The sequence below is a fragment of the Pseudomonas sp. ASL4 genome, assembly GCF_056680395.1.
On record NZ_CM155280.1, the window covers coordinates 113,247 to 126,413 of the forward strand.

The 13,167-nt window shown below is 61.0% G+C and carries 11 protein-coding genes and 1 riboswitch; of the genes, 5 read left to right on the forward strand and 6 right to left on the reverse strand.

Going from position 1 to position 13,167, the window contains the following annotated elements; translation table 11 throughout:
* Positions 1-175: 175 nt before the first annotated feature.
* The gene (gene thiC / locus AC1MEW_RS00500; RefSeq protein WP_201200070.1) at positions 176-2,065 is read right to left on the reverse strand and encodes a phosphomethylpyrimidine synthase ThiC; all 1,890 of its coding nucleotides are present in this window, start codon (positions 2,063-2,065) and stop codon (positions 176-178) included.
* Between the two features lie 163 nt (positions 2,066-2,228).
* Positions 2,229-2,334: riboswitch (TPP riboswitch) on the reverse strand.
* A 192-nt stretch (positions 2,335-2,526) separates the two neighbouring features.
* Here thiC and AC1MEW_RS00505 point away from each other — a divergent pair.
* On the forward strand, positions 2,527-3,960 hold the full coding sequence (locus AC1MEW_RS00505; RefSeq protein ID WP_480425134.1) for a TolC family outer membrane protein: 1,434 nt from the start codon (positions 2,527-2,529) through the stop codon (positions 3,958-3,960).
* A 173-nt stretch (positions 3,961-4,133) separates the two neighbouring features.
* Here AC1MEW_RS00505 and waaA read toward each other — a convergent pair whose 3' ends face one another.
* Both waaA and AC1MEW_RS00515 read right to left on the reverse strand, forming a co-directional pair.
* Positions 4,134-5,414, reverse strand: a complete 1,281-nt coding sequence (gene waaA / locus AC1MEW_RS00510; protein ID WP_322270372.1) for a lipid IV(A) 3-deoxy-D-manno-octulosonic acid transferase — start codon at positions 5,412-5,414, stop codon at positions 4,134-4,136.
* Complete coding sequence (locus AC1MEW_RS00515) at positions 5,407-6,327, reverse strand: LysR family transcriptional regulator (protein WP_480425135.1); 921 nt, start codon at positions 6,325-6,327, stop codon at positions 5,407-5,409. Before AC1MEW_RS00515 ends, waaA begins: the two co-directional genes overlap by 8 nt.
* A 103-nt stretch (positions 6,328-6,430) precedes the next feature.
* On the opposite strand from AC1MEW_RS00515, the gene AC1MEW_RS00520 reads away from it, so the two are divergent.
* From AC1MEW_RS00520 to AC1MEW_RS00535, 4 genes are all read left to right on the forward strand, one after another.
* Positions 6,431-6,763 carry a DMT family transporter gene (locus AC1MEW_RS00520; RefSeq protein WP_201189584.1) on the forward strand — a complete coding sequence of 111 codons (333 nt, stop codon included), beginning with the start codon at positions 6,431-6,433 and terminating at the stop codon, positions 6,761-6,763.
* A 262-nt stretch (positions 6,764-7,025) separates the two neighbouring features.
* Positions 7,026-8,201, forward strand: a complete 1,176-nt coding sequence (locus AC1MEW_RS00525) for an NAD(P)/FAD-dependent oxidoreductase (RefSeq protein ID WP_201200063.1) — start codon at positions 7,026-7,028, stop codon at positions 8,199-8,201.
* Positions 8,198-9,010, forward strand: coding sequence for an aldo/keto reductase (locus AC1MEW_RS00530; protein ID WP_323570354.1), 813 nt, complete (start codon positions 8,198-8,200; stop codon positions 9,008-9,010). Before AC1MEW_RS00525 ends, AC1MEW_RS00530 begins: the two co-directional genes overlap by 4 nt.
* Before the next feature lie 32 nt (positions 9,011-9,042).
* A complete protein-coding gene (locus AC1MEW_RS00535; protein ID WP_201200059.1) occupies positions 9,043-10,011 on the forward strand; it encodes a metal ABC transporter ATPase in 969 nt (322 codons plus the stop codon).
* 250 nt (positions 10,012-10,261) lie between these two features.
* On the opposite strand, the gene hldE is transcribed toward AC1MEW_RS00535, so the two are convergent.
* From hldE to AC1MEW_RS00550, 3 genes are all read right to left on the reverse strand, one after another.
* Positions 10,262-11,683: a bifunctional D-glycero-beta-D-manno-heptose-7-phosphate kinase/D-glycero-beta-D-manno-heptose 1-phosphate adenylyltransferase HldE gene (gene hldE / locus AC1MEW_RS00540; RefSeq protein ID WP_201200057.1), complete on the reverse strand. Its 1,422-nt coding sequence runs from the start codon at positions 11,681-11,683 to the stop codon at positions 10,262-10,264.
* A 101-nt stretch (positions 11,684-11,784) separates the two neighbouring features.
* Positions 11,785-12,396, reverse strand: coding sequence for an adenylyl-sulfate kinase (gene cysC / locus AC1MEW_RS00545; RefSeq protein ID WP_322270370.1), 612 nt, complete (start codon positions 12,394-12,396; stop codon positions 11,785-11,787).
* Positions 12,389-13,093: a sulfotransferase family 2 domain-containing protein gene (locus AC1MEW_RS00550; RefSeq protein WP_480425137.1), complete on the reverse strand. Its 705-nt coding sequence runs from the start codon at positions 13,091-13,093 to the stop codon at positions 12,389-12,391. Before AC1MEW_RS00550 ends, cysC begins: the two co-directional genes overlap by 8 nt.
* Positions 13,094-13,167 lie beyond the last annotated feature (74 nt).

The window sequence follows — 13,167 nt, forward strand, 5'->3', positions numbered from 1 at the left end:
GTTGTTGTGTTGACCCACAGATCCCTTGTGGCGAGGGGGCTTGCCCCCGTTGGATTGCGCAGCAACCCCAAAACAGACAACCGAGATCTGTCAGTCAGAACTCATCGCCGGATTTGCGACTGCTTCGCAGCCGAACGGGGGCAAGCCCCCTCGCCACAGGGTGATCAATACGGGATCAAACCTTCTTGTAAAGCTGACTGCCTTCCTGCTTGAACCGCTCTGCCTGGTCCGCCAATCCCTGGGCGACTTCGGCATCGACGGTTTCAATCCGTTGGTTGGCCGCGTACTCACGGACTTCCTGAGTGATTTTCATCGAGCAGAATTTTGGCCCGCACATGGAGCAGAAGTGCGCGACCTTGGCCGAATCCTTCGGCAGGGTTTCATCGTGATACGAACGCGCGGTGTCCGGATCGAGACCGAGGTTGAACTGGTCTTCCCAACGGAATTCGAAACGCGCCTTGCTCAAGGCGTTGTCACGAATTTGCGCCCCTGGATGGCCCTTAGCAAGGTCGGCGGCATGAGCGGCGATCTTGTAAGTAATGATCCCGGTCTTCACGTCGTCCTTGTTCGGCAGGCCCAAGTGTTCCTTCGGCGTGACGTAGCAAAGCATCGCGCAACCAAACCAGCCGATCATCGCCGCACCGATACCGGAAGTGATGTGGTCGTAGCCTGGCGCGATGTCAGTGGTCAGTGGGCCGAGGGTGTAGAACGGCGCCTCGTCGCAGCACTCAAGCTGCTTGTCCATGTTCTCTTTGATCAACTGCATCGGCACGTGGCCCGGGCCTTCGATCATGCATTGCACGTCGTGCTTCCAGGCGATTTTGGTCAGCTCGCCGAGGGTTTCCAGCTCACCGAATTGCGCGGCGTCGTTGGCGTCGGCAATCGAGCCCGGACGCAGGCCATCGCCCAGCGAGAAGCTGACGTCGTAGGCCTTCATGATTTCGCAGATGTCTTCGAAATGGGTGTAGAGGAAGTTCTCTTTGTGGTGCGCCAGGCACCACTTGGCCATGATCGAACCACCGCGGGAAACGATGCCGGTCACGCGTTTGGCGGTCAGCGGCACGTAGCGCAGCAGTACGCCGGCGTGGATGGTGAAGTAATCGACGCCCTGCTCGGCCTGTTCGATCAGCGTGTCGCGGAACAGCTCCCAGGTCAGGTCTTCGGCGGCGCCGCCGACTTTTTCCAGGGCCTGGTAGATCGGCACGGTGCCGATTGGCACTGGCGAGTTGCGGATGATCCACTCGCGGGTTTCGTGAATGTGCTTGCCGGTGGACAGGTCCATGACCGTGTCCGAACCCCAGCGAATGCCCCACGTCAGTTTCGCCACTTCTTCTTCGATGGACGAACCCAGTGCGCTGTTGCCGATGTTGCCGTTGATCTTCACCAGGAAGTTACGGCCGATGATCATCGGTTCCAGTTCGGTGTGGTTGATGTTGGCCGGAATGATCGCGCGACCGCGGGCGATCTCGTCACGGACAAATTCCGGGGTAATGATTTTCGGCACGCTGGCACCAAAGCTGTGACCGGCGTGTTGCTGGTCCAGCAGCCCGGCGGCGCGGGCCACTTCGAGCTTCATGTTTTCGCGGATGGCGACGTATTCCATCTCGGCGGTGATGATGCCTTTGCGGGCGTAGTGCATCTGGCTGACGTTGGCCCCGGCCTTGGCGCGGCGCGGGTTGTTCACGTGGGCGAAACGCAGCTTGGTCAACTCGGCATCGGCGAGGCGTTCCTGGCCGAAGTTCGAGCTCAGGCCGGGCAGACGCTCGGTGTCGCCACGGGACTCGATCCACGGCGAACGAATGTCGCCCAGGCCTTTGCGCACGTCGATGATGACGTTGGGGTCGGTGTACGGGCCGGAGGTGTCGTACACCACGACAGGTGCGTTGATCTCACCGCCGAAGTCGGTCGGGGTCACGTCGAGGCTGATTTCGCGCATCGGCACGAGGATGTCCGGGCGGGAACCCTGGACATAGATTTTTTGCGAGCGGGTAAACGGCTGAACCGATTGTTGATCGACTTGGGCCGAGTCACTCAGGTTCGTCGTATTTTTTGGTTTTATCGTCATCACGGGCTCTCCGAACACATCCAGGCAGTGGATTTATTGTCGGAGCGAACCTGTAATCGAATGGACGCACGGGCGCTGGAATACCAGCTGTGCTGTGCTCAGTGCTCGAGGGGTGTTCGATTGTCGAACAACATCCCGGACGAAGCACAAGAGGACTCGCCGGGTGACGAGAAATCTTGTTCCCTACGCAGGCGCTAACCTGATCAGGTTCAACGGGATCCGAAATTATTCGATCTCAGCCTCATAGCAAGGCACCCCGACAAGAACCCGGCCAGTCTAGACACAACTGGCAAAGAACGCCAACACCGCGGTAAACACCATGATGAATGGCGTAATTACAGGATTGTTGCCAAACGTGTGCGCAACTACACTCGCTTCGCCGTGCCGCGCCTTGACGCTGTACGACGCCGCGCCGTACCTTTGGCGCTCAAATTATCAGCGTAATTTTTAGGGATGGCCAAATGCTGCGCAAACTCTCACTGGCCCTTGCCGTGTCTTGTGCGTCCAATGGAATGGCCTGGGCAGCTGAAGCGCCCTTATCCACCAAAACCGACCTGGTCAGCGTCTACCAGGAAGCGGTGGATAACAACGCCGACCTGGCCGCCGCGCGCGCCCAGTACGGCGCTCAGAAAGAAGTCGTGCCCCAGGCCCGCGCCGGGTTGCTGCCAAACATCTCCGGCGGCGCTGAAGTGGCCGATGTGCGCACCCAGCTCGACCAGCCTGCGGCCACTGCCAACCGCAGTGCTCATTCGTATCAGGCGACCCTGTCCCAGCCACTGTTCCGCGCCGATCGCTGGTTCCAGTTCCAGGCCGCCAAGGACGTCAATGAGCAGGCTGCACTGCAACTCTCGGCGACCGAGCAGAACCTGATCCTGCAAACCGCTGAGAACTACTTCAACGTGCTGCGCAGCCAGGACAACCTGGCCTCGACCAAGGCTGAAGAAGCGGCGTTCAAACGTCAGCTCGACCAGTCCAATGAGCGCTTTGATGTGGGCCTGTCGGACAAGACCGACGTGCTGCAATCCCAGGCCAGTTACGACACCGCGCGGGCCAACCGAATCCTGGCCCAGCGTCAGGTGGATGATGCGTTCGAAGCGCTGATCACCCTGACCAACCGTCAGTACAACTCGATCCAGGGCATCGTCCACACCTTGCCGATCCTGCCGCCGGCGCCGAACGACGCCAAGGCTTGGGTCGACACCGCCGCCCGACAGAACCTCAACCTGTTGGCCAGCAACTACGCCGTCAGCGCCGCCGAACAAACCCTCAAGCAGCGCAAGGCCGGTCACGCACCGACCCTGGACGCCGTGGCGAAGTACGAGAAAGGCGACAACGATGCGCTGGGCTTCGGCAACCCGAGTGCCTTCGGTACGCCTTACGGCGGCAACGTCGAGCAACGCACGCTGGCCCTGCAGCTGAGCATTCCGATCTACAGCGGCGGGCTGACCAGCTCCCAGGTGCGCGAGTCTTCCTCACGCCTCGACCAGTCCGAACAACAGCGTGAAGGCCTACGCCGGCAAATCGTCGAAAACACCCGCAACCTGCACCGCGCGGTGAACACCGACGTCGAGCAGGTACAGGCGCGCAAGCAGTCGATCATCTCCAACCAGAGCGCGGTGGAAGCGACCGAAATCGGTTATCAGGTGGGGACGCGCAACATCGTCGACGTGCTCGATGCCCAGCGTCAGCTGTACACCTCGGTACGTAACTACAACAACACCCGTTACGACTACATCCTCGACAACCTGCGCTTGAAGCAGGCGGCGGGCACGTTAAACCCGGGGGATTTGCAGGATTTGTCGCGCTATCTCAAGGCTGACTACAATCCGGACAAAGACTTTCTGCCACCGGATTTGGCGAAGGCTGCGGCGGAACAACTCAAGGCCCGCCCATAAGGGATTTCGCCGCAGGGCTTTCCTGTGGCGAGGGAGCTTGCTCCCGCTGGGCTGCGAAGCGGCCCTAAAACCTGAGCATGCGGTCTGACAGGGAGACCGCATTGGCTGATTTCACGACTGCTTCGCAGCCGAACGGGAGCAAGCTCCCTCGCCACAATGAATCAGTGACAGATTCAGGTTTTGTCGACCAATCTTCCCAACCCATCAAGCAACCGCTGCAACGCGCCCTGATTAGTACGCATCACTTTCAATCCCGCTTCTGCCATCCGCTGCGCATCGCGCGGCAATTCGAACAACCGCTGCACTGCCAACGCCAAACCTTCAGCATCATCGACCTCGGCCAACGCGCCAGCGCTGCGCAACTGCGCGGCGATTTCGAGGAAGTTGAACAGGTGCGGACCACTCAAAACCGGCTTGGCCAGCGCCGCCGGTTCCAGCAGGTTATGCCCGCCATTGGGCACCAGACTGCCGCCGACAAAAGCGCTGTCAGCCAAGGCATAGAGAAACAGCAACTCGCCCATGGTGTCGCCCAGCAGCACCGAAGTAGCGGCTGTGACCGGCTCGCCACTGGAACGACGCACCGTGGCAAAACCCTGCTGCTTGCACAGTTCAAACACCGAATTGAAACGCTCCGGGTGCCGCGGCACCAGAATCAGCAACGCATCAGGATGACTGGCCAGCAGCTGTTGATGCGCAGCCAGCACCACTTCGTCTTCACCTTCGTGGGTGCTGGCGGCAATCCACACCGGACGCTCCATCGCCTGCCATTGCCCACGCAACTCGGTGGCGCGCAGGAGCAATTGCGGGTCGATGGTCAGGTCAAACTTGATGGAACCGGTGACCTCGACGGTTTCCGGACGCGCGCCGAGCGAGCGGAAGCGCTCGGCCTCAGCCTCGGTCTGCACCGCAAACAGGCTCATCTCGGCCAGCATCGGCCCGGTCAGCTTATGGAAGCGCCCATAGCCTTTGGCCGAACGTTCGGACAGTCGCGCATTGGCCAGCGCCACCGGAATCCCGCGCTTGGCGCATTGATGAATGTGGTTGGGCCACAGCTCGGTTTCCATGATCACCGCCAGCGTCGGCTGAACCCGATCAAGGAACCGCGCCGCTGCGCACGGCAAGTCGTACGGCAAATAGCAGTGCTGGATGCGCGGTTCATTGGCAAACAACGCCTGAATACGCTCCGAACCGGTCGGGGTCATGCAGGTCACGGTGATCGGCAGCGCTGGATAACGTTGCAGCAAGGCGCGAATCATCGGCGCGGCGGCAATGCTTTCGCCCACCGACACCGCGTGCACCCAAATGCCGCCCGGCTTCATCACCGGCATCCCGTAGGAGAACCGCTCGCCAATGCGTTTGGCATACGCCGGCGCCTTGCGCGAGCGCAGCCACAGCCGAATCGCTACCAGTGGCAGCCCCAGGTAAAACAGCGCGGTGTAGAGAGTTCTATTCATGGCGGCGGAGTTTATCGGTTTTTAAGCCGATCGCCTGCAAGTGCACGGCAAAACGTTCGGCCAACCAACGCGCCGCCGGGCCGAGCGGTTCGTCACGACGCCAGACCAGTTCCACCACCAGTGCCGGCGGGGTCCATTCGCTGACCAGTTCGACCATCAGATCCTGATAGGCCGGGTATTGCACCACATGGCGCGGTAACCAGGCCCAACCCAGACCACGCACCAACCATTCCGCCATCACGTAGAAACTGTCCGCACGCCAGACCTGCGGGCTCGCCGGCTCGCTGCCGGGATAGACACTGGACTGCGTAGACATCAGCAACTGTCGATGCTGCGCCAGTTGCTGGCAGTCCACTTCACCTGCCGCTGCCAATGGATGTCCTATGCCACAGACCGTGACCATTTCGACGCTACCCACCACCCGACGCTCCAGCGCTTCGGGGATCTGGTCGTGATAGAACAGCAAGCCGAGATCGGCACGACGCTCCACCAGTTTGCGCGCGACATCGCCCTGGGCGGCGCTGGTCAGTTGCACTTCAAGGCTGGGGAATTGCTCGGCCAGGGCTTCGAAGCTTTCGATGATGGGCTGATAAGGCATCGCCTCATCCTGCGCTACGCGCAGACGCGCCTCCTGACCACGCATCATTGCCAACGCCCGTCCGTTCAGGCGTTCGCACTGGCGCAGCACTTCCCGCGCCTCTTCCAGCAAGGCACTGCCGGCCTCGGTCAGCTTCGGCTGGCGGCCGCTGCTGCGGTCGAACAGGCTCACGCCCAAATCCTCCTCCAGCAACGCAATCGAACTGCTGACTGCCGACTGCGCCTTGCGCTGATCCCGCGCCACCGCGGAAAACGAACGCTGTTCCGCTACGCTGACAAACAAACGCAGTTGCTCAAGATTCCATTGCATGTTCATGGCCAAACCCATCTCCACGGCAGATAGGTAATGACTTTACCGCATCTGGAGAATCTCTAGAATGCCGACCTCAGAAAGCAACACTTCACACGAGGATTACCCCATGACCGCTTACTACTACCTGGCCATCGCCATCTGCGCCGAAGTGATCGCCACTGTTTCGATGAAAGCGGTCAAAGGCTTCAGCACGCCCCTGCCACTGATCCTGGTGATCGTCGGCTACAGCATCGCTTTCTGGATGCTGACCCTGGTGGTGCGCAGTGTTCCGGTGGGCGTCGCTTACGCGGTATGGGCCGGCATGGGAATTGTGATGGTCAGCGTGGCAGCGCTGTTTATCTACGGGCAGAAGCTGGATGTACCGGCGATGCTGGGGATGGGGTTGATTGTGCTCGGCGTTGTGGTGATCCAGCTTTTCTCCAAAACCGCCGGGCACTAACTGCCCACATCAATCCCTGCGGCATCAATCCCCTGTGGCGAGGGAGCTTGCTCCCGCTCGGCTGCGAAGCAGTCGTAAAACCAGACAATGCGGTCTGCCTGAAAGACCGCATGCTCAGGGTTTGGGGCTGCTACGCAGCCCAGCGGGAGCAAGCTCCCTCGCCACAGGTGCGGTGGTGTCTGGCCATCTATTGATCGCCAGCAAAACCTCTAATCTTCGAGTCTGTATACTGCGCCCTCGTCTTGAACACTGAGGTCGCCGCATGCCATCTGTTATTTCCACCGACGTTCTGATTGTCGGCGCTGGTGTCGCCGGCCTTTGGCTGAATGCGCGCCTGCGCCGTCAGGGTTTTTCGACCGTGCTGGTGGAAAGTGCCAGCCTCGGTGGCGGGCAAAGCGTGAAGTCCCAGGGCATCATCCACGGTGGCGCTAAATATGCGTTGCACGGCGCCTTGACCGGCGCCTCGGAGGCCATCGCCGACATGCCGCGCCGCTGGCGTGAGGCGCTGGCCGGTGACGGCGAACTGGACCTGACCGGCGTGCGCCTGTTGTCCGAAGCCCACTACCTGTGGTCCCCCGGCACGATTGCCGGCAACCTCACCAGTTTCTTCGCCAGCAAAGCCGTGCGCGGGCGGGTCGATCAGGTCAAGGGCGACCAACTGCCGCCAGCCCTGCAAGACAAGCGCTTCAAGGGCAAGGTTTATCGCCTGGCAGAACTGGTGGTCGACGTCCCGAGCCTGATCCAGCGCCTGGCGGATCTGGCGGGTGATGGTTTGCTCGCCGGGCAGACAATCGAACCGTTTCTGGAAGGTGGAATTCTGGTCGGCCTGAAAGTCGACGGCCGCGAGATTCGCGCCCAGCGCATCGTCCTTAGCGCCGGTGCCGGGACCGCTGCGCTGCTCGAAGCGCTGGGGCTGACTCAGCCCGCCATGCAGCGCCGGCCGTTGCACATGATCATCGCCAAAGGCCCGAGCCTCAAACCGCTGTACGCCCACTGCCTGGGCGGCGGCACCAAACCGCGCATCACCGTGACCACCCATCCGGCCGCTGATGGCCAATGGATCTGGTACCTGGGCGGGGACATTGCCGAAGCCGAAGGTGTTGCCCGCGAACCCGCCGAGCAAATCGCCACGGCGCAGAAAGAACTCGGCCAGTTGCTGCCATGGATCGACTTGAGCACCACGCAATGGGCCACTTTACGCGTGGATCGCGCCGAGCCGTTGCAAACAGGCCTGACCCGACCGGACAAAGCCTTCCTCGCCGAGCAAGGTCGACTGCTGGTCGGTTGGCCTACCAAACTGGCGCTGGCGCCGGACTTCGCCGACCGGGTCATCGCCAGCCTTGACCGCGACGGCATTCAACCCGGCCCTGCTGCGCCGTTGCCCGAGCTGCCAAAACCACCGATGGGTGTTGCGGCGTGGGAGCAACTGCTGCCATGAGCCAACCGACCCTGCACGACCTGCATCGCCCGCTGGGCAGCACCGGCCTGCTGGTTTCACCGCTGGGCCTGGGCACCGTCAAACTCGGTCGCGATCAAGGGGTGAAATACCCCAACGGCTTCCAGATCCCGGACGATGACGAAGCGCGCATGCTGCTCAAACTCGCCCGCGACATGGGCATCAACCTGATCGACACCGCCCCGGCCTATGGCCGCAGCGAAGAACGCCTCGGCCCGTTGCTGCGCGGTCAGCGTCAGGACTGGGTGATTGTCAGCAAGGTCGGCGAAGAGTTTGCCGACGGCCAGTCGAACCACGATTTCAGCGCCGCTCACACACGCCGTTCGGTGGAACGCAGCCTGCAACGCCTGGAAACGGATTTTATCGACCTGGTGCTGGTGCACTCCGACGGCAACGACCTTGCGATCCTCAACGACTGCGAGGTCTACGCGACTCTCGCCGAGCTCAAGGCCGAAGGCAAGATTCGCGGTTTCGGTTTTTCCGGCAAAACCGTTGAAGGCGGCTTGAAGGCTCTGGAACAAGGTGATTGCGCCATGGTCACCTACAATTTGAACGAACAAAACGAAAAAGCCGTCATTGACTATGCTGCTGCTCACGGCAAAGCCATCCTGGTGAAAAAAGCCCTCGCCAGCGGTCACGTCTGCCTGAGCCCCGGCGTCGACCCGGTGCGCGCCAGCTTCGAGTTGTTGTTTGAACATCCGGGTGTTGCCAGTGCTATTGTCGGGACCATCAATCCGCTGCACCTCGCCCACAACGTCGCGACCGTTGCCCAAGTCCTTCGTAGAAACTGATGCCGCCCACGCGGCCTTAAGCAGGAGCCGACATGCCGCGTACGCTCATTAGAAAGAACCCGAGCAACTTCAAGACCCTGCCGTTGTACGTCGAAGCGACTCCCGAAGGCTTGAGCTATCAGAGCGTCGGGATGCCGCTGAATTTCTCCCAGACCCTGCAACGCCGCCGCCCAGTGGCAGTGGCCGACACCGAGCGCTTTGCGCTTGAGCTGGCCAATCTGGGGGTCTCGGTGCGCCTGACCCTGCATTGGCAAAGCCGCGATTATTGGGTGCTGGTGCGTCAGCGTCGGCAGGACCGTGGCGATGTGGTCCTCAAGCTGATTTCCGGTTACGTGCCGGCCCATGAACTGAACCTGCCACTGCACACGGCGATCCAGGAGATTGCCGAAGAGTGCCTGCTGGAAACCCCGGAAGGCTGGCTCAGCGGGCGTTTCAACGACACCTGGCTGCCGGCGCCCTATTCCACCGCCCTGCATTATCGCGAAGCGCTGCCATTTCGACTGACCCCGTTGTCCGGCGCGGCGCGACCGGTGCGGTGTGCCAACATGCAACTGATCGAGCGGCCAAGGGCCTACGTGCATTTGCCGACCGCGTCCCTGCAATTGATCTATGACTTGCGTCTGGACGTGCCCAAGGAAGCCAAGTCGCTGAGTCTGTTTCATGTCGACGAGCGACTGGAAGGTGATCAACTGGTGGCTCGACTGGATCGCAAGCGTCCGGATTTGTACTTGATGCCGTTGCAGGATGGCCAGCCAATGGCCGAGCTCTACACATTGAAAAAGGATCAGCTATACCCGGCGAGTACGCGCGGGTTGTACCTGGCCGAGAGCTTTGCCCAACAGGAAGGCTGGCTGGTGCGCGATGAGCGGATTCGCTGGAAGGATTGGGTGCGCCAGCAAGGACTGGCCCCGCCGGGGAAAGATTCGGGGTTGGCGCGGTTGCGTGGCAAGGCCAAGCAACTGCTGAAGAAAATCGTGCCGCGTAAAAAAGTCAGCTCCTGAAAGCAAAAGATCGCAGCCTCCGGCAGCTCCTACAGGGTTATGTGTACACCTGTAGGAGCTGCCGGAGGCTGCGATCTTTTGATGTTGCAATTAACCGGTCATGACGCTTTTGTGGCGAGGGGGCTTGCCCCCGTTGGGCTGCGCAGCAGCTCCCAGCATTCTGCCAGTTACACCGCACTTGCAGGTTTTACGACTGCTTCGCAGCCGAACGGGGGCAAGCCCCCTCGCCACAACAATCCCTCAGCCCCAATCAGTTATTGCGGATCTTCTCGACAATTGCGGTAGTTGAGCTGTTTTCCACCAACCCCAACACTTTCACCGTCCCACCATAAGCGGTCACGATGTCCGCGCCGACCACTTGGTCGATCCCGTAGTCCCCGCCCTTGACCAACACGTCCGGCTTGACCTCGCGCAGCAGGTTTTCCGGGGTGCCTTCAGGGAAACTGATGACCCAATCCACCGCGCCCAGACCGGCCAGTACCGCCATGCGCCGGTCAACGCTGTTGATCGGACGACCCGGCCCTTTCAAGCGACTCACCGAAGCGTCGTCGTTGACCGCGACGATCAGACGATCGCCCTGAGCCCGCGCCTGCTCGAGGTAGGTCACGTGGCCGGCATGCAGGATGTCGAAGCAACCGTTGGTGAAGACGATCCGCTCGTTATGCGCACGCGCATCGTCGACCGCCAGCAACAGTTGCTCAAGACCGAGCACACCGCGCTCGGAGCCTTCTTCACGCTGGATGGCGCGACGCAGTTCCGGTGCGCTGATGCACGCCGTACCGAGCTTGCCGACCACAATGCCCGCCGCCAGGTTGGCCAGGGCCACCGCGTGGGGCAGTTCTTCGCCAGCGGCAATCGCGGCCGCCAGCGTGGAAATCACCGTGTCACCGGCACCGGTCACGTCAAACACTTCACGGGCACGGGCCGGCAGGTGCAGCGCCGGGTGATCCGGGCGCAGCAACGTCATACCGTGTTCGCCACGGGTCACCAGCAAGGCGCCGAGGTCGAGGTCGTGCATCAAGGTCGCGCCCTTGCTCACCAATTCGTGCTCATCGGCGCAACCGCCGACGATGGCTTCGAATTCGCTGAGGTTCGGGGTGATCAGGCTCGCACCACGGTAGATCGAGAAATCCTTGCCCTTGGGATCGGCCAGCACCGGAATGCCACGGGCGCGGGCGGCCTGGATCAGCACCTGATGGTTTTTCAGCGCGCCTTTGCCGTAGTCGGACAACACCAGCACCTTGATGCCTTCGAGCAGTTCGTCGACCTGTTCGCCCAGCGCCAGGGCGTCGGTGGCAAAGGGTTCTTCGAAGTCGATACGCAGCAGTTGCTGGTGACGGCTCATGACCCGCAACTTGACGATGGTCGGCTGGTGCTTGATGCGCTGGAACAACGCCCGCACGCCAGCGCCACGCAGGCTGTTGGCCAGGCTGTCGGCGGCTTCGTCGTCGCCGGTCACACCGACCAGCGAGGCTGGGGCGCCGAGGGCAGCGATGTTGAGCGCAACGTTGGCGGCACCGCCCGGGCGGTCCTCGATTTGCTCGACCTTGACCACCGGCACCGGCGCCTCAGGGGAAATCCGTGAGGTACCACCATGCCAGTAACGGTCGAGCATGACATCGCCGACCACCAAGACAGGGGCTTGATCGAATCGCGGCATGGACAACTTCATGGAGCAACCCACATACAAAATGAACGGGGCGCGATATTAACACAGGGTTGGCGCAGGCTTGTGCGACGGCTGCAACAGGATGAATTGGCAGGGTTTTCTGATCATTTATTGAGCAAAATCGCCAACAACCGGGCACAGGCGTCATCAAGTTCCAGATCCTGGGTGTCAATACTGCACTCTGCCGCCAGCGGTGCCTCATAAGGGCTGTCGATGCCGGTGAAATCCTTGATCCGTCCTTCCAGTGCAGCCTGATACAAACCTTTGGTGTCACGTTGCGCGCACACCGAGAAAGGCGTGCTCACATACACTTCGATGAAATCGCCCTCGGCGAACAACCGCCGTGCGGTCTCCCGTTCGGCGCGAAACGGCGATATCGCCGCAACGATTACAATCAGGCCGGCATCAACCATCAATCGCGCCACCTCGGCCATGCGCCGGATGTTTTCCCGACGACAATCAGCCCCCATTCCCAGGTCGCTGCACAGTCCGCCGCGCAGGTTGTCACCGTCGAGGATAAAGGTGTGAAAGCCGCTTTGATTCAGCTGCACTTCCAGGGCATTGGCCAGCGTCGACTTGCCCGCCCCGGACAACCCGGTCAACCAAATGCAGCGCGGGCGCTGCGACTTGAGCGCGGCCCGGGCTTCATTCGACAGCGCCAGCCCGTAGGGGCGGATGGCAGGCATTTCCATGGACATCGATTGGGATTTATTCATAACCGAGCATCTCGTAATCGCGTTGATACACCCGACGCACCAGTCGCCGGGTCCGAACCGTACAGAAATCCCGGGCAAGCATTGGCTGTCGCTGTTGCGAGCTGTTGACATGGGGCAGCATCACCGGGCGCTTCAAGTGCTCGCAAACCAGCCCGAAGTCCCGCGCCATGTGCTCGTGATAACCGATGAAGTCCAGGTCCAGGTGCCCCAGGGCGTCAGTGAGAAAATCTGTTTGCGCGGCAAAATGCAGCTGTCGACTGATCGTATCCGCATGCAGCCAGCGCGCAACAAAATCGTCGAAGTCTCGGTACTGATTGACCAGTCTTTGCGCAGCCTGATCGCGCCGACCCAGCTCGTTACCCCGTAAAAAAGTGTAAGCGGAGTAGGCCCTTTCCAGCGGATCCCGGACAAAGGCGAACTTAAAACTGGTGCGATACTGCTCGGGGAACTGCGCCTCGTACCAGTACAACGGCAAATGCCCGGGGCTCCAGTCATCAAACAACGCCGCACAGACACTGCTCCCGGCACATTTGGGGACGTGAATGAACAGGCACTTTTGCTGTGCGAAGGGTTTGGGGAATTGTAAATTGCCTGACATCGACTTGTTCACCACCTGACGATCCACGACCGACAGGCGCCCCAACAGGAAAGCTCGTTGCTGCTTGGGCAACAGTTTCCAAAGACATCGTTGCAACATCGCAGTACCCGCGCGAAAGGGATGGCCCCCTCGATTGAAATCAAAGTTCGTTCAGGAACCTTAGCAAGCGCAGC

What these genes read in the sequence shown, in the direction of transcription:
- thiC (WP_201200070.1), bottom strand. Translation starts at nt 2,065, where the DNA reads ATGACGATAAAACCAAAAAATACGACGAACCTGAGTGACTCGGCCCAA.
- AC1MEW_RS00505 (WP_480425134.1), top strand. Translation starts at nt 2,527, where the DNA reads ATGCTGCGCAAACTCTCACTGGCCCTTGCCGTGTCTTGTGCGTCCAAT.
- waaA (WP_322270372.1), bottom strand. Translation starts at nt 5,414, where the DNA reads ATGAATAGAACTCTCTACACCGCGCTGTTTTACCTGGGGCTGCCACTG.
- AC1MEW_RS00515 (WP_480425135.1), bottom strand. Translation starts at nt 6,327, where the DNA reads ATGAACATGCAATGGAATCTTGAGCAACTGCGTTTGTTTGTCAGCGTA.
- AC1MEW_RS00520 (WP_201189584.1), top strand. Translation starts at nt 6,431, where the DNA reads ATGACCGCTTACTACTACCTGGCCATCGCCATCTGCGCCGAAGTGATC.
- AC1MEW_RS00525 (WP_201200063.1), top strand. Translation starts at nt 7,026, where the DNA reads ATGCCATCTGTTATTTCCACCGACGTTCTGATTGTCGGCGCTGGTGTC.
- AC1MEW_RS00530 (WP_323570354.1), top strand. Translation starts at nt 8,198, where the DNA reads ATGAGCCAACCGACCCTGCACGACCTGCATCGCCCGCTGGGCAGCACC.
- AC1MEW_RS00535 (WP_201200059.1), top strand. Translation starts at nt 9,043, where the DNA reads ATGCCGCGTACGCTCATTAGAAAGAACCCGAGCAACTTCAAGACCCTG.
- hldE (WP_201200057.1), bottom strand. Translation starts at nt 11,683, where the DNA reads ATGAAGTTGTCCATGCCGCGATTCGATCAAGCCCCTGTCTTGGTGGTC.
- cysC (WP_322270370.1), bottom strand. Translation starts at nt 12,396, where the DNA reads ATGAATAAATCCCAATCGATGTCCATGGAAATGCCTGCCATCCGCCCC.
- AC1MEW_RS00550 (WP_480425137.1), bottom strand. Translation starts at nt 13,093, where the DNA reads ATGTTGCAACGATGTCTTTGGAAACTGTTGCCCAAGCAGCAACGAGCT.